The organism is Halomonas sp. MMSF_3323 (genome assembly GCF_030733595.1).
GTDB lineage: Bacteria > Pseudomonadota > Gammaproteobacteria > Pseudomonadales > Halomonadaceae > Halomonas > Halomonas litopenaei.
In genome coordinates, this window is sequence record NZ_JASHIT010000002.1 from 172977 (window position 1) to 188144 (window position 15168).

At 64.7% G+C, this 15168-nt stretch carries 15 protein-coding genes; 4 read left to right on the forward strand and 11 right to left on the reverse strand.

The features are described from left to right. Window positions 1-80: 80 nt before the first annotated feature. The 3 genes from RBB39_RS01845 to RBB39_RS01855 form a co-directional block, all read right to left on the reverse strand. Window positions 81-1043, reverse strand: a complete 963-nt coding sequence (locus tag RBB39_RS01845; RefSeq protein ID WP_108450004.1) for a sugar kinase — start codon at window positions 1041-1043, stop codon at window positions 81-83. Continuing rightward, window positions 1040-2125, reverse strand: a complete 1086-nt coding sequence (locus tag RBB39_RS01850) for a LacI family DNA-binding transcriptional regulator (protein ID WP_045992256.1) — start codon at window positions 2123-2125, stop codon at window positions 1040-1042. The genes RBB39_RS01845 and RBB39_RS01850 overlap by 4 nt, the downstream gene beginning before the upstream one ends. Before the next feature lie 258 nt (window positions 2126-2383). Then, a complete protein-coding gene (locus tag RBB39_RS01855) occupies window positions 2384-3076 on the reverse strand; it encodes an HAD-IA family hydrolase (RefSeq protein WP_045992255.1) in 693 nt (230 codons plus the stop codon). 250 nt (window positions 3077-3326) lie between these two features. Here RBB39_RS01855 and RBB39_RS01860 point away from each other — a divergent pair, with 250 nt between their 5' ends. After that, window positions 3327-3614: a DUF4235 domain-containing protein gene (locus RBB39_RS01860; RefSeq protein ID WP_052704310.1), complete on the forward strand. Its 288-nt coding sequence runs from the start codon at window positions 3327-3329 to the stop codon at window positions 3612-3614. Window positions 3615-3656: 42 nt separating this feature from the next. Here the strand turns inward: RBB39_RS01860 and RBB39_RS01865 are convergent, their stop codons facing one another. The 3 genes from RBB39_RS01865 to RBB39_RS01875 form a co-directional block, all read right to left on the reverse strand. Next, entirely contained in the window at window positions 3657-4643 is a 987-nt protein-coding gene (locus tag RBB39_RS01865) for a 3-hydroxyacyl-CoA dehydrogenase (protein WP_124805088.1), read from the reverse strand. After that, the gene (locus RBB39_RS01870; protein ID WP_306168678.1) at window positions 4640-5731 is read right to left on the reverse strand and encodes a zinc-binding dehydrogenase; all 1092 of its coding nucleotides are present in this window, start codon (window positions 5729-5731) and stop codon (window positions 4640-4642) included. Before RBB39_RS01870 ends, RBB39_RS01865 begins: the two co-directional genes overlap by 4 nt. Window positions 5732-5853: 122 nt before the next feature. Next, entirely contained in the window at window positions 5854-6393 is a 540-nt protein-coding gene (locus tag RBB39_RS01875) for a 2,4'-dihydroxyacetophenone dioxygenase family protein (protein WP_045992252.1), read from the reverse strand. A gap of 276 nt (window positions 6394-6669) precedes the next feature. Between RBB39_RS01875 and RBB39_RS01880 the strand changes: the two genes are divergently transcribed. After that, on the forward strand, window positions 6670-7689 hold the full coding sequence (locus RBB39_RS01880) for an AraC family transcriptional regulator (RefSeq protein ID WP_045992251.1): 1020 nt from the start codon (window positions 6670-6672) through the stop codon (window positions 7687-7689). Between the two features lie 268 nt (window positions 7690-7957). After that, window positions 7958-9046 (forward strand): hypothetical protein, encoded by a 1089-nt coding sequence (locus tag RBB39_RS01885; protein ID WP_045992250.1) that lies wholly within the window; start codon window positions 7958-7960, stop codon window positions 9044-9046. A 106-nt stretch (window positions 9047-9152) separates the two neighbouring features. Here the strand turns inward: RBB39_RS01885 and fba are convergent, their stop codons facing one another. From fba to RBB39_RS01910, 5 genes are all read right to left on the reverse strand, one after another. After that, window positions 9153-10217: a class II fructose-bisphosphate aldolase gene (fba, locus tag RBB39_RS01890; protein WP_045992249.1), complete on the reverse strand. Its 1065-nt coding sequence runs from the start codon at window positions 10215-10217 to the stop codon at window positions 9153-9155. Between the two features lie 145 nt (window positions 10218-10362). Beyond that, window positions 10363-11526 carry a phosphoglycerate kinase gene (locus RBB39_RS01895; RefSeq protein ID WP_253028431.1) on the reverse strand — a complete coding sequence of 388 codons (1164 nt, stop codon included), beginning with the start codon at window positions 11524-11526 and terminating at the stop codon, window positions 10363-10365. Window positions 11527-11593: 67 nt separating this feature from the next. Beyond that, the gene (locus tag RBB39_RS01900; RefSeq protein ID WP_045992247.1) at window positions 11594-12622 is read right to left on the reverse strand and encodes a type I glyceraldehyde-3-phosphate dehydrogenase; all 1029 of its coding nucleotides are present in this window, start codon (window positions 12620-12622) and stop codon (window positions 11594-11596) included. A gap of 136 nt (window positions 12623-12758) precedes the next feature. After that, complete coding sequence (locus RBB39_RS01905; protein ID WP_045992246.1) at window positions 12759-13475, reverse strand: LrgB family protein; 717 nt, start codon at window positions 13473-13475, stop codon at window positions 12759-12761. After that, a complete protein-coding gene (locus tag RBB39_RS01910; RefSeq protein WP_045992245.1) occupies window positions 13472-13855 on the reverse strand; it encodes a CidA/LrgA family protein in 384 nt (127 codons plus the stop codon). The genes RBB39_RS01905 and RBB39_RS01910 overlap by 4 nt, the downstream gene beginning before the upstream one ends. 174 nt (window positions 13856-14029) lie before the next feature. Here RBB39_RS01910 and RBB39_RS01915 point away from each other — a divergent pair, with 174 nt between their 5' ends. Next, window positions 14030-15082, forward strand: a complete 1053-nt coding sequence (locus RBB39_RS01915) for a class I fructose-bisphosphate aldolase (protein WP_045992244.1) — start codon at window positions 14030-14032, stop codon at window positions 15080-15082. Window positions 15083-15168 lie beyond the last annotated feature (86 nt).

The window sequence follows — 15168 nt, forward strand, 5'->3', positions numbered from 1 at the left end:
GGAGTGCCAGCGCAGGAGGCTGGCCAGGATCGGAGCCCACCGCAGGCTTTCCTTCGGTGGGCCATCGTTGCGTCTACGGATCAGGCGTCTTCGAGCTGGCTCAGGCGGCTGCGGTCGGGGAGTCCTTCCATGTCGCCCGGTACCTGGACCTGCTCGGCGCCGATAAGGTTGGCGCGCTTGAGGGCCTGGCGTGGATCGAGACCATCGAGCATGGCGCTGACGAAGCCCACGGCGAAGCCATCCCCGGCGCCGACGGTATCAACCACCGTCTCCACCGGGACGCCGGCCACGGTGAAGGCTTCGTCTTGCCCTGTCAGGGTGCCGCGATAGTAGCTGCCCTCCGGACCTAGCTTGATCACCACGGCATCTGCACCCTGATCCAGGTAGAAGCCGGCGATATCGTGGGCGCTGGTCTGGCCGGTCAGCAACTGGCCCTCGGACAGACCGGGCAGCACCCAGTTGGCCTGGGCGGCCAGGCCGTTGAGGGTGTCGCGCATCTCGCTTTCGCTGGCCCACAGGGTCGGGCGCAGGTTGGGATCGAAGGACACGCTGGTGCCATGCTGGCGGGCCTTTTCGAGCAAAAACTGCGAGAGTTCACGGCAGCTGGCGGACAACGCCGGCGGAATGCCGGTAGCGTGCAGATGGCGCAGGGTGCTGAAGTCGACGTCCTGGGCGTCGGCCGGCGACAGCTTGCTGGCGGCGCTGTTGTGGCGACGGTACTCGACTCTGGGGTCCGCGCCACCCACCGCGCGCTCCTTGAACACCAGACCGGTGGCGTGCTCGGCGTCGGTGATCAGGTGGCGACAGTCGAGGCCTTCGCGCTCCAGGCTCGCACGCAGGTAGCGGCCAAAACAGTCTTCGCCGACCCGACTGAGCCAGCCCACCTTGAAGCCCAGCCGTGACAGGCCGATGGCCACGTTGGTGTCGGCGCCGGCACAGCTGCGCGAAAAGCGCTCGACCTCGGCCAGGTCGCCCGGGGCGTCGGCGGCGAACAGCGTCATGGCCTCGCCGAAGGTAAGGATGTCAGGAGTGTTCTGGTTCATGAGGAGGTCTCTGAGGTGGAAGACGAAGAGGACACTGAGGAAGGCTCCGCAGTGACGGAAGGGGTGGCAGCGGGCTGGGTGGAGCCCCTTGCCGTCAGCGTCGGGGCGAAGGTCGCACGCTGCGGCGCCTGCCGAGGCCCGACGGCACGGGCGCGCAGGCAGTCGACGGCGGCCTGACCGATGGCACCGGTGGGCTGGGCAAGGGTGGTGATGCCCGGTTCGGTCAGGTCACACCACTCTAGCTCGTCGATGCCCATCAGCCCGATCTCTCCCAGGAGGTAGCCGAGGGCCTTCATGCGTCGGGTCAGTGCCAGGGTTACCTGGCCATTGGCGCAGAGGATCGCCGGGCGGGAATCGCCTGCGCTATCGACAAATCGAGCCAATGCCTGGTCCAGGCGTTGGCGATCGCCAAGCTCGATGACCAGGGTGTCGCCGGATAGCGAGCCGTCACGACAGCGCTGGTTGAAGCGCTCCAGACGAGCTTGACGAGAGCTGGCCTGGGCCGGCGGTTCGGTAATGAACAACAGGCGCCCGTAGCCCTGTTCGCGCAAGTGCGCGATGGCCATGTCGATGGCGGCGTCGTTGTCGAGCCCTACCTCGTCGGCATGGACGTCGGCGAGGCTGCGATCGAGCAGTACCAGCGGCGTGCCGCTGTCGGCCAGCTGGGCGAGGGCGTCGCTGTGGCGGCCGGTCGCGTTTACCACCAGGCCCTCGATACGGTAGGACGACAGCAGCGCCAGCTGCTGGCGCTCCTGCTCGAGGTCGTTATCGCTGTTGCACACCATCAAAGACAGTCCCGCCTGACGACAGGCCTGTTCGACGCCATGCATGATCGCCACCGAAAAAGGATTGCGGATATCGGCCACCAGCATGCCGACCAGGCCGGAGGGGCCTCCCTTGAGGCCCCGGGCCATGGGATTGGGCTGGTAGCCCAGCGCAGTGGCGGCAGCGACGATACGCTCGCGCATGGCCCCGGACAGCCGTTCTCGTTCACCGCTGTAGTAGCGCGAGACGCTGGTCTTGGAGACGCCAGCCTGGCGGGCGACTTCGAGGATGGTGGCGGGTCGACGGCGGTCATTCATGGGGCGGCTCTTGGATAAGATGGCATCGTCCGTTTACAAGGGCGACGCTGGCGAGCCCTGTCGAGGTGAGCAGGCCAGGTGATGCGACAACGGCAGGACGTCGAGAAGTCCGTATGGGAACGTTTCCATTGGCTGACAAGCTTAGGCGCTAAAGGCCGAAGCCAGCAACAAGGCGTGCCTTAGACAAAGGTCTTGAGGTGATGTAGAGCAATGAAAAGGCCCGACAATTGCCGGGCCTCAGGGTATATGCAGCGGAATTTAGCCGCTGGAGAGCATGGCGTGTCTGTCGCGATCCTTCTGCAGCCGTGAGATGACCGTCGGCAGCTGGAACATGCTGGTGATCATGTGGGCGCCTTCGGGCGTTTCTTCGGCATCGGCGAAGCGATTGAGGTGGACCACGGTCATGCCTGCGGCCAGGGCCGCGTTGACGCCGACGATGGCGTCATCGATGGCGATGCAGTCCTCGGCGGCGAAGCCCATGATGCTGGCGGCATGCAGGTACAGGCAGGGGTCCGGCTTCCAGCAGTTGGCCGTGTAGCCGCTGAACAGGCGATTGCCGAACACCTCGGTCAGGCCCACGGTGGCAAGCGAGGTGCGCACCTTGTTTTCGGGGCCGTTGGAAACCACGCCCATGGGGTAGTGCGACAGCGCGGCGAGGGCCTCGGTGGCACCGGCGATGGGGGTCAGGTCGGTGGCCAGGCGGCGGTTGAGGTTGGCGCGCATGCTCGCTTCCAGCACCTCGAGGTGGTCAGGGTCGACCTGACCATGTTGTGCCTCGAGGGTGGCGACGATATTGCGAAAGCGCGCGCCGCGAAAGTCGCCCATATAGTCCTCGGCCCGGAACGGCAGTCCGGCGGCGGAGAGGCTGACGGCCATCTCGGCGGCCAGCAGGGGTTCACTGTCCACCAGGGTACCGTCACAGTCGAACAGCAGGCAGAGGGGGCGAGCCATGGAGGCGACCTCGCGATTCGTTGCGTTATCGAACAGTGTTGCAGATTTCTGCGGAGTCTGCCTGTGTTCGAAGTCGAAAACCACAATTTTTGAACACTGTTTTTTCACGCTGCGCAGTCCGCACTATTGCGGTGCGGAAAAGGGGAATTTGAGGCGGCGAGGACCTCTTCGCTATGCTGAAACACTGCGGTGTTCGAAACACCACATTCTCGGGGCGGGATGGCCCCGGACATGGTTCAAGGAGGTACTCATGAAAGAAGAGACACTGTGGTCCATCGTGGGATCCGCGGCCGCGGTGGGGGCCAGCGTGATGTCACGCAAGGCCGCCAAGCGTGCCTATCAAAAGGTATCGGACAAGGAACCGCCGGAAAATCCGGATCGCGACGACGTCGAGTGGCGCGAGGCGATCCTGTGGGGAGCCGCCACCGGCGTGATGGTCGGCGTGGCCCGCGTAGTGGGCCGTAGCGCCGGGCGCAAGGCGCTGGACAAGACCCGCAAGGGCGGGCGTTCTGCCAGGCTGCTGCCCGGCAAGCGTTGATCACAGTACAGGAAGGGGCGTCGCCCACCGCCCCTTCCTGGGTCAACCCGCCATGCCCTTGAGCACCTGGGCCGCGATGTGACCTGCTTCGCTGTGGTCGGGGACCGCCATGAAGGTGCTCTGGGAATAGGCGGGGTCGGGATAGCGGTAGAAGCCTTCGCCACTGGGCAGACCGAGCTTTCCGTTGGCAAGGAAATGTTGATGGAGGAAGTCGGCGTTGGCCCGCATTTCGTCGTTGTCGTCGACCTCGCCCCAGTGGTGGCTGACGTCGAAGCACGTCTTCATGCCGATGATGTCCATCATGCCGCAGGGCCCCGCTGCAGAGCTCCACATCTTCATGAAGGTGCGGTCGATCATCTCGGCGCTGCCGATGCCCTCACGCAGCAGGGTCAGGGAAGCTGTCAGCAGTGGCACCAGCCAGCTGTTGATCAGATAGCCGTTGCGCGGCTTTTCGACCGGAATGGGGATCATGCCGATGTCGATGGCGAAGCGCGTAACCGACTCCAGGGTAGTGCGTGATGTGCGTGGGTGAGCCATCACCTCGGCCACATTCATGATCCACACCAGGTTGGCGAAGTGCAGCGCGCAGTAGCGCTCCGGGCGTCCGCTGTCATCGGCGAAGTCGGCGGGCAGCAGGGTCGAGGAGTTGGTTGCCACCAGGGTCTCGGGGCCGAGCAGCGGTGCCATGGTCCGGTACAGCTGGCGCTTGATCTCGGGATCCTCGGGTACGGCTTCGATCACCAGTTCGGCGTCGGCCACCGCTTCGGCCAGGTCGCTGGTGTAGGCGAGCCGCGCGCGGGTGGCGGCGATGGCTTCGGGCTTGGCGCCCACGTCGGCCTGATAGATGCCGGCGTAGTGGTCATGGCTTGCGCGGCAGCGCTCCAGCGCCGTGTCGTCGATGTCATAGACGATGACACTCTTGCCCTTGAAGGCGCTGTGCCAGGCGATCTGGCCACCCAGGACGCCGCCACCCAGCACGCACAGCCTGTGTGGTCCATTTTCGAGAGAAGAGGAAAGGCTCGGGGTCATGTTCTGTCTCCGTGCTGGATCAGAATCTTGGCGTGCTCACCGGGATGGCGAAGCGTCTCGAAGGCCGCAGGGACCCCGTCGAGGGTGACGCGGTCGGTGATCAAGGGGGCGGCATCGAGGCGGCCGTCGGCGAGGTCGGTGAGGGTGGCAGCGAACTCCTCGGGGCGGTAGCCGAACGAGAAGCTGAGGTCCAGCTCCTTGCCAATACCGACGATCGGCTCGATCTGGTCGGTCTGCATGCAGACGCCGACCACCACCAGCCGACTTCTTGGTGGCAGGTCGAGCATGGTCCGGGCGATCAGACCGGGCACGCCGACACACTCGAAGGCCACGCAAGGCCTGGGCTGAGCGCCGATCGACAGCATTGCCATGGGGCCGTACATGTCGAAGCCCTGTGGCGCTTCTGCGGCCTCGAGCCAGCAATCGAAGGGGGCACGTTCGGCCGGATCGACAACGATATCGGCACCCAGGCACTCGGCCAGTTGGCGCCGATGGGGGGAGAAGTCGGTGGCCACCACCGGGCCAAAGCCGGCCGCCTTCAGTGCCATCACCACCGACAGGCCGACCGGACCGCAGCCGATCACGATCGGCACCTCGCCTCCGGCGAGCCGGGCTCTGGCGACGGCGTGGCGGCCGATGGCCAGTGGCTCGGTCAGTGCCGCCAGTTCGCTGGGCAAATCGCCGGGCACCTCCAGCAGACTGTGTTCCTGAAGGCGCATCAGCTCACCGAAGCCGCCGGGGTAGGCGTTGGCATAGCCGATGTGATGAAAGCCTTGGGCGTTGACCGCGTAGGGCACCGAGCAGACGCGGGTTCCGGCCTTGTATCGCTTGTCGCAGCCGGGGCCGTGGTCGAGGATCTCGGCACAGAATTCGTGGCCGAAGACCACGCCCTGGTCCGGTTCGAAGGCCACCGGAACGCGGCCCTTGCGAAGCCCCGCCAGCGCATCGTGACAGTGATCTGCCATGTGCAGATCGCTGCCGCAGATACCGCAGGCCAGGGTCTTGACCAGCACTTCTCCCGCTTCCGGCGTCGGGTCGGGCAGTGACTCGAGGCCGAGTCGCTCGTTGCGCAGGACGATCGCGCGCATGGGGAATCTCCTTGGCGTCGATGACGGGCCCCGCGGCACCTGCCTGGCGGGACACATACCGAGCGCAATTGTTGTAGGGAGTCTTGTCGATTGACGCCGCGTGGAGGCGTGATCTTGGCGGGCTAGCGCGGCGCGTCGGTGTGGTGCGGCGCGTCGGTGTAGTGCGGTTGGGGAGGCGTGACATAGCGCGCCGGGTCGAGGCCACGCTCGGTGATCAGCGCATCGATGAGCCCCATGATGCTGCTGGCGTCCATCAGCCCCAGATAGTTGCCTTGCTGATCGAAGTTGACGTTGGCGCCCTCGACGACCATGAAGGTGTCGGTGATCCCGTCATTGTCGGCGGGAGTGGCGAAGGTATGGATGGAGCCGCCGGGCTCGTACAGGTAGCAGCCGGCGGTCTGGGGTTGATCGGGATACTCGAGATAGTGCCAGCGTCCCGACAGGGTGAAGAAGTGCACCGTACCGGTGTGGTAGTGCTTGGGCAGCACCACACCGGGTTTGAACTTCACCCGCAGCACCCAGACGCCGTTGTGCGGGTCGAGAAACAGCGGCTGGACGTCGACGCCGGGGATGCCTGGCAGCGCGTCTTCATAGATGGGGAGTTCCTGGGTATCCAGGGTCAACAGGGCATCATGGGTCGAAATCTGGAAAGGAAATGGCATCTTGTTGTCGCTCTTGTCGTGGATGGATCAAAGAAACGTCTTCGAAGCATCATCCTCGTCTGCAAGACATCCTCCGATTTGACATTTGATGACAAGGATTTGACCTTGCACGACACTCAGGGCTAGACCTTAGATGGAGAGGGCCAGGCCAAGCGCGCTGGAGGCAAGAGCCCCAGGATCAACCGCCTCGAAAACGATGAACCGCTTCGAAAATTGAAGAGAGAATCAGCATCCGAGCAACGTAGGTGGTAAGGAAGTCAGGCTGAGGGAGAGAGCATGGCCGACTATTCGCGAGCGTCGTCACTGCACGGTTTCGCCAACTTCGCGCGCCAGCAGGGCATCGACCCCGAGGCCCAGCTTGCCAGGGTGGGACTATCGCTCTCGTTGCTGGAGTCGCCGGAAAGCATCATCGAGTTCTCGAGTCTGGCGATGCTGCTCGAAAACTGTGCCGAAGCATCCGGAGATTCGCTGTTCGGCCTGAAGTTCGGCCAGTACCAGGGAGTCGATATCTTCGGACCCTTGCTCTACCTGATTCAGAATGCCGCTACGGTCGGCCTGGCGCTGGAGGCGCTGGCACATCACTTTTCCGCCCACTCGAGCAGTGCGGTCATCGACATCGAACGTGGCCCCCGCCAGGCCTTTCTCAGCTACACCATGGTGGGGGGCGGGGCGGCTCCCGGTCGCCAGATCAGCGAGTTGCCGGTAGGCGTCGGCCAGCGCCTGCTGTCGTTGCTGCTGGGGCCGCAGTGGCGTCCCAGGGCCATCTATCTGGCGACGTCCCCCAGCGTGCCTGCGCTCCTGTATCAACGTTTGCTGGGGGTGGTGCCGACCTTCAACAGCCCTTCCGATGGCTGGCTGCTGGAATGTTCCGACCTCGAGCGTCCTCTGGTGACCGCCGACGGACGTCTGCATCGCTTGATGGAGCAGTATCTGACCTATCGGCCGGAACAACTCCCTCAAGATCTGGTCGATGAAGTGTCGTGGCAAATCCGTCAGCAGCTGGGGCAGGGGGGCGCTGGACTCGATGACATCGCCAGGCGACTGGCGCTGAACCCGAGAACGCTGCAGCGACGTCTGGCCACCAGGGGGCGATGTTTCCAGGATCTGGTCGATGAGGTCCGCAGGCAGTTGGCGATTCATTATCTTCGGGAAACGTCGCTGCCGTTGACCGATATCGCGAATCTGCTGGGCTACTCCGAGTTGAGCGCGCTGACGCGAGGTTGTCGCCGCTGGTTTGGGGTTGCGCCGAGTCGCTGGCGCCAGCACCAGCGGCGGAGATCGAACGGCGCAGGTTAGGCGCTGGTCTTCGAGTCGGCAGCCCGGGTGGTGGGCGCGAGGCGATTGCGCTGAAGTGCGCTTAGGTTATCGCTTCAGCACAGCTGCAGCCGGGTGTGGTCCGAAGGATGTGTTTCACTCTCCATGGGGACGGCCCGTGTACCCCTGATGTGGCCATGCCAAGGGGCGCCCAGGTCTTGGTGGACACTAGACTTGTTGCTGCTGACATCACTGTCATCAAGGTTGCCATCAAGAGAGCTATCACCATGAGCGAAGGAGAGGCGCGACGATGACGCCGCTATGGAAGGCATATCGGTTTACGCGCCGCGAGCAGCATGCCGCGGAAGCGGCCAGATCACGGGAGTCGCTGATCCAGATCCTGGATCGCGCCCGGGACGAGGACGTGTCGCTCAATCCGCGTCCTTCCTCCACGATTCTGGCGCTGGGGCTTCTCTGCCTGTTGCTGGGCACGCTCGGCTTTATCATCACCCTGGCGGGAGGGCTCTCCTGGCCGTGGCTGATTCCGCTGGCGCTGGTCGGGGCTGCCTTGCTGGGTTTCGACTGGCACGCCACCGAGCGGGTGGCCGCCTTCCTGCGACTGTTGGTGCGGCGTGCGGCGGAGCTCGACTTTCGACTGGCCGAGCCCGATGTCGATCTTGATGCGATGCTGACGACGCTCCGGCGAAAGATCACCGACTTTCAGCGTACCTATGCGGACAATGGTGAGCTTGAGTACTGCCGCAGGGCGGCCGATGAGCGCGTCGGTGGCGAATACTGGGTCTATCGCTTCGCCTATGACGAGGGCATGGACAAGGACCGCCGGACCTACCATCGCAACGGCCTGATCTGCGATCTCTTCGAGGTGGCGGCGGTGGATCTTTGCAACCCGCGAGAGGGCAAGTGGCGACTGTTGCACCACGGTTCCACCGGCGAACGCTGGGGAGAGGGCGCCTTTTCTCGCTATTTCGTCGCCTGCACGGCGGAACATGACGCCCTGGCGGCGTTTCTTACCGATGATGTCGTTGACTGTCTCGTGCGTCTTGCCCGCAGTTATCCGGAACTGAACGTTCAGGTCACCCGGGATCATCTGCTGTGTCTGACCTGGTCCGGCGAAGACCCCTACGCGCGGTTATTCGAGCCTGTCTCGGTGGCGCCTGCTGCGCGGCGGGCACCCTTTACCTCGAGCCAGGCGCCGGGGGAAGACCCCGATGAGGTCTATCGGGCGCTTGAAAGGCGACTGCGTGCTCCGCGCCATCTCACCGCGCTGGAGCCGCTGCTCAATGCCATCGAGGACATTCGCGCCGAGCTACCGGTGTCCTCGGCCCGCACGGAGGCCAATATTCCGTTGCGGCGACGGCTGGAAGAGTCTACCTGCTGACACCTGACGAGCGGTTTGGTGTTGTACCAGCGGCGCACAACGAAACGCCCCAAGCCTTGCCGGCATGGGGCGTTTTGCGTTACCGCTGCGGGAACCTGATCGACGCTTACTTCACCTTTGGATCAAGTTCACCTCGGGCGTAGCGCTCGAACATGCCTTCCAGGCTGATCGGCTTGATCCTGCTGGCGTTGCCGGCGGTGCCGAAGGCTTCGTAGCGGGCGATGCAGATGTCCTTCATGGCGCTGACGGTAAGCTTGAGGAACTTGCGCGGGTCGAACTCTGCCGGGTTCTCGGCCAGGAAGCGACGTACCGCACCGGTCGAGGCCAGACGCAGGTCGGTGTCGATGTTGACCTTGCGCACGCCGTGCTTGATGCCCTCGACGATTTCTTCCACCGGGACGCCGTAGGTCTCGGGGATGGCACCACCGTTGGCGTTGATCACCTCGAGCCACTCCTGGGGCACGCTGGAGGAGCCGTGCATGACCAGGTGGGTGTCCGGGATGCGCTCGTGGATTTCCTTGATACGCTGGATCGACAGGGTGTCGCCGGTGGGCGGACGGGTGAACTTGTAGGCGCCGTGGCTGGTGCCGATGGCGATGGCCAGGGCGTCGACGCCGGTGGCCTTGACGAAGTCGGCGGCCTCTTCCGGGTCGGTCAGCAGCTGGTCGTGGCTCAGCTTGCCCTCGGCGCCGATGCCGTCTTCCTCACCGGCCATGCCGGTTTCCAGGCTGCCCAGGCAGCCGAGCTCACCTTCTACCGAGACGCCACAGGCGTGGGCCATCTCGACGGTGCGGCGGGTGACGTCGACGTTGTAGTCGTAGTCTGCCGGAGTCTTGCCGTCCTCGCCCAGGGAGCCGTCCATCATCACCGAGGAGAAGCCGAGCTGGATCGAGCGCTGGCACACAGCGGGGCTGGTGCCGTGGTCCTGGTGCATGACCACCGGAATATGCGGAAACTCTTCCACGGCGGCCAGGATCAGGTGGCGCAGGAAGGGGGCGCCGGCGTATTTACGGGCGCCGGCGGAGGCCTGCAGAATCACCGGGGAATCGGTGGCGTCCGCGGCTTCCATGATGGCGCGAACCTGCTCGAGGTTATTGACGTTGAAGGCCGGCACGCCGTAGCCATGTTCGGCGGCGTGGTCCAGCAATTGGCGCATACTGACGAGTGCCATGGAGGTACCTGATTCTTGAAGAGGTCGAGAGCGCGATGCTGTCGCGCCCATGTCGCTTGGGTTGTCAAAGGGCCGGCGATGGCCGGCCCCGGGGCTTAGGCTTGGTAGAAAGCACCGGCGAGCGCCGCTGCTTTTTCGGCAAACCTCAGCGAGCGGCCGCCTCGAGGGCGCTGACCGCCGGCAGTTCCTTGCCCTCGACGTACTCGAGGAAGGCGCCGCCTCCGGTGGAGATGTAGGACACCTGCTCGGCGATGCCGTACTTGTCGATGGCTGCCAGGGTGTCACCGCCGCCGGCGATGGAGAAGCCGTCGCTTTCGGCGATGGCCTTGGACAGGGCCTCGGTGCCGCCACCGAACTGGTCGATCTCGAACACCCCGACGGGGCCGTTCCACAGGATGGTGCCGGCGCTCTTGAGCATGTCGCCCAGGCGGGCGGCGGTTTCCGGGCCGATGTCGAGGATCATTTCGTTGTCGGCGACCTGGTCCACCGGCTTGGTGACGGCTTCGGCGGAGTCGGAGAACTCGGTAGCCACGACCACATCGGTGGGCAGCGGAATCTCGACCCTGGCCATCAGCGCCTTGGCCTTGTCCACCAGGTCGGCCTCGTAAAGAGACTTGCCGACGTTGTGACCCGCCGCGGCGATGAAGGTGTTGGCGATACCGCCGCCGACGATCAGCTGGTCGCACTTCTCGGACAGGGCGTTGAGCACCTCGAGCTTGGTCGAGACCTTGGAGCCGCCGACGATGGCGGTCATCGGGCGCCTGGGAGTCGCCAGCGCCTTTTCCAGGGCATCGAGTTCGGCGGCCAGCAAGGGGCCCGCGCAGGCGGTCGGTGCGAAGCGGGCCACCCCGTGGGTCGAGGCCTGGGCACGGTGGGCGGTACCGAAGGCGTCCATCACAAAGACGTCACACAGCTCGGCGTAGCGCTTGGCCAGGGCTTCGTCGTCCTTCTTCTCGCCCTGGTTGAAGCGCACGTTCTCGAGCAGTACCACGTCGCCGTCTTCCAGGCTCGGTTCCTGCTCGAGATAGTCGGTCACCAGGCGCACGGGGCAGTCCAGCAGGTCACCGAGGTAGGCCGCCACCGGTGCCAGGGTGAACTCGTCGGCCGGCTCGCCTTCGGTGGGGCGGCCCAGGTGGCTCATCAGCAGCACCTTGGCACCTGCGTCGCGAGCTGCCTTGATGGTCGGCAAGCTGGCGCGCAGACGGGCATCGCTGGTCACCTGGCCGTGTTTGACAGGTACGTTGAGGTCTTCGCGAATCAGTACCCGCTGACCCTTGAGGTCGAGATCGGTCATCTTGCGCACGTTCATGTCGGCAGATCCTCGTCTGGAAAGTCTGAGGGAGACAGCGAATGGCAACGGCTGGTCAGTGGAAGTGTCATCGCTCGGGAACCCGGGGAAGGCTGGCGAGGCGCCCGGCCACGTCCAGCATGCGGTTGGCGAAGCCCCATTCGTTGTCGAACCAGCAAAGCAGCTTGAGCAGGCGGCCACCGGCCACCCGCGTCTGAGTGGCGTCTACGATACCGGAGCGGGGATCGTGGTTGAAGTCGATGGACGCCATGGGCTCCTCGGTATACCCCAGCAGGTCAGGAAGCCGTGACTCGCTGGCCTCGCGCAGCAGTCGATTGACCTCGCTGGCCGAGGTATCGCGCTTGACGCAGATGGACATGTCCATGGCCGAGACGTTGATCGTCGGCACCCGTACATGGAGGCACTCGAAGCGCTCCGCCAGGTGCGGCATCAGGCGATTGATGCCTCGGGCCAGGCCGGTGTCCACCGGCACGATGGATTGCATCGCCGAGCGGGTCAGGCGCAGATCGGTCTGGTGGTAGGCATCGATCACCGGCTGGTCGTTCATGGCCGAGTGAATGGTCGTGGTCACACCGTGCTCGATGCCCAGCGCCTCGTCGAGCACGGTCAGGATCGGCACCAGGCAGTTGGTGGTGCAGGACGCTGCCGAGACCACCCGGACGTCGGGCGTCAGGTCGTCGTCATTGATGCCGCTGACGATGGTGGCGTCGACGTCGCTTTCTGCCGGCTGGGAGAACAACAGCCGGCCGGCCCCTGCCGCGAGATGGCGCTCGGCGGTGGCGCGATCCTTGAAGCTGCCGGAGCACTCCAGCACCAGGTCGATGCCGAGTGACCGCCAGGGCAGAAGGTCAGGGTCCTCTTCGGACAGCACCCGGATCGCATGCCCGTTGATGATCAGGTGGCCGTCGCTGCTTTCCACCCGGCCGGGGAAGCGCCCGTGGGTGGTGTCGTAGCGAGTCAGGTAGGTAATGGTATCGAGTCCCGAGAGCTCATTGATCGCCACCACCTCGAAGCTGGGGTCGTTGCGTTCGATGAGGGCTCGCAGGACGCACTGGCCGATGCGGCCGTAGCCATTGATGGCAATACGCTGGGCCATGGGGCTCGATACTCTCCACGGAGGGATGGACACAGGCGCGAAAGTCTATCTCAAATCGCCCCGCGCGTCGCGGCTCCAGCGGCGTCACACTGGGCATAAAACCGCGCAGGTAGCATAAAAATAAAGCTGAATCGGTTCAGCCGAGCATGCCGGCCAGGCGCCAGGCCAGCGGCATCATCAGTGCCGTCAGCACCCCGGTCAGCGTCATGCCGAGAGAAGCGAAGGCACCGGCGGTGGGGCCCAGCTCGAAGGCGCGCACAGTACCGATGGCGTGGCCGTTGATGCCCAGTGCCAGCCCCAGCAGGCGCTGATCGGTGATCTTCAAGAGCCGGCCGAACAGGCTGACGCAGGCGGTGGCCGCGACGCCGGTGATCAACAATCCCCCCATCAGGATCGGCACGGAGCCGCCCAGGCGCTCGGTGATGCCCATGGCGATGGGAGCGGTCACCGATTTGGGTGCCAGCGAGGCCAGCAGTTCCGGCGGCGCCCCCAGTGCCCAGGCGATCAGCAACGCATAGCAGGCGGCCAGCACCGTCGACACCGGTAGGCAGACCAGCAGCGGCCTCCACAGCGCGCGTATGTGGTGCATCTGCTGGTAGAGCGGTACCGCCAGGGCCACCGTGGCCGGGCCCAGCAACAGCATCAGCCACTGGGCGCCCTGGCGATAGTCGACGTAGGCGATGCCGGCCGCCTTGAGCGTCGCGGCGAGCAGCAACGAGGCCAGCAGTACCGGCGGGCACCAGCCGGGAGAGCCGAGCCGCCGAAACAGCGCCATGCCGGCCAAGTAGGCGCCGATGGACAGGGCGATGGCCAGCATTGGGGTATCGAGGTGATCGACCACGGCGAGGTTCATGAGGTCTTTCCTTGGGCGGTGGTGGTCGCCTCGGAGGGCGTCGCCGGCAGCAGGCGGCGCATCAGCCACAGGGTGCTGGCAACGCTCAGCAGGGTGCCCAGGGTCAGCGCCAGCCCTACGGCGAGCCAGTGCCCCGAGATCTGGTCGAGCACCCAGAACACCCCGACCACGCCGGGCATGATCAGCATCGCCAGCAGCATGATCAGCGGCTGGGCCGCCGCTGCCACGTCTTCGTGCATGCGGCCTCGTAGTACGAAGACACCAGTCAATAGCATCAGTCCGACGACGCCGGGGGACAGCGGCAGTTCACCCAGGCTGACCACCAGGTCGCCGACCAGCCACAGCAGCGAAAGCCATAAAAAGCCTCGTAACACGGACATTGCAATCCTCTTGGGTCATTGTCACTGGCCGGGGCCAGGGGAATTGAGCCATTGTGCCGACTCATGGTGCCTTGGTCAGCAGGGGCTCTCGTTGCAGCGCGTCATCCGCTACCCTGTGTAGACTGACTATTCGCCTACCGCCCGACTGGGTCGGGCATGACAGGGAGATTGATGATGAGTGATATTGCCAGCTGGCTGGGTGCCGAGGCAGAGGACCTTTTGACTCATGAATGTCGCGGTATCGCCAAGGAGCAACTCCACCTGCCGGGATCGGACTTCGTCGACCGGGTGATGATGGACTCCGACCGCTCGCCGGCGGTGCTGCGCAGCATGCAGACGATGTTCAACCATGGCCGTCTGGGGGGCACCGGTTACCTCAGCATCCTGCCGGTGGATCAGGGGATCGAACACTCCGCTGGCGCCTCCTTCGCACCCAACCCGATCTACTTCGATCCGGCCAACATTGTGGAGCTGGCGATCGAGGGCGGCTGCAACGCCGTGGCTTCTACCCTGGGTGGCCTGTCGTCGGTGGCGCGCCGCTATGCCCACCGCATCCCGATGATGCTCAAGTTGAACCACAACGAGACGCTGACCTATCCGGCGATCTACGATCAGACCCTGTTCGCCGAGGTCGACCAGGCCTTCGACATGGGGTGCGTCGCCGTGGGTGCGACCATCTACTTCGGTTCCCCCGAGAGCCGTCGCCAGATCGAAGAGATCAGCGCGGCCTTCGAGCGCGCCCACGAGCTGGGCATGGTGACGGTGCTGTGGGCCTATCTGCGTAACCCGGCCTTCAAGCATGAGGGCACCGACTATCATGTGGCCTCCGACCTCACCAGTCAGGCGGTCCACCTGGCGGCGACGCTCAAGGCGGACATCGTCAAGCAGAAGCTGCCCGAGAACAACGATGGCTATCGCACCATCGGCTTCGGCAACACCCACGAGAAGGTCTACAGCGAGTTGACCAGCGATCACCCGATCGATCTGGCCCGCTATCAGGTGGCCAACGCCTACATGGGCCGTGCCGGGCTGATCAACTCCGGCGGTGCCTCCACCGGAGAAGGCGATCTGACCCAGGCGGTGCGTACCGCGGTGATCAACAAGCGGGCCGGTGGCATGGGCCTGATCTCCGGTCGCAAGGCCTTCCAGAAGCCGATGCGTGACGGGGTAAGCCTGCTCAACGCCATTCAGGACGTCTATCTGGCGCCGGATGTCACCATCGCCTGATCCAAGCCTGCCTCAACAACCGCGCAGGATAGAGGATCAGACCGCCTAGGCCGACCATCAAGGTCGCTAGATACAGCAGGGGCACG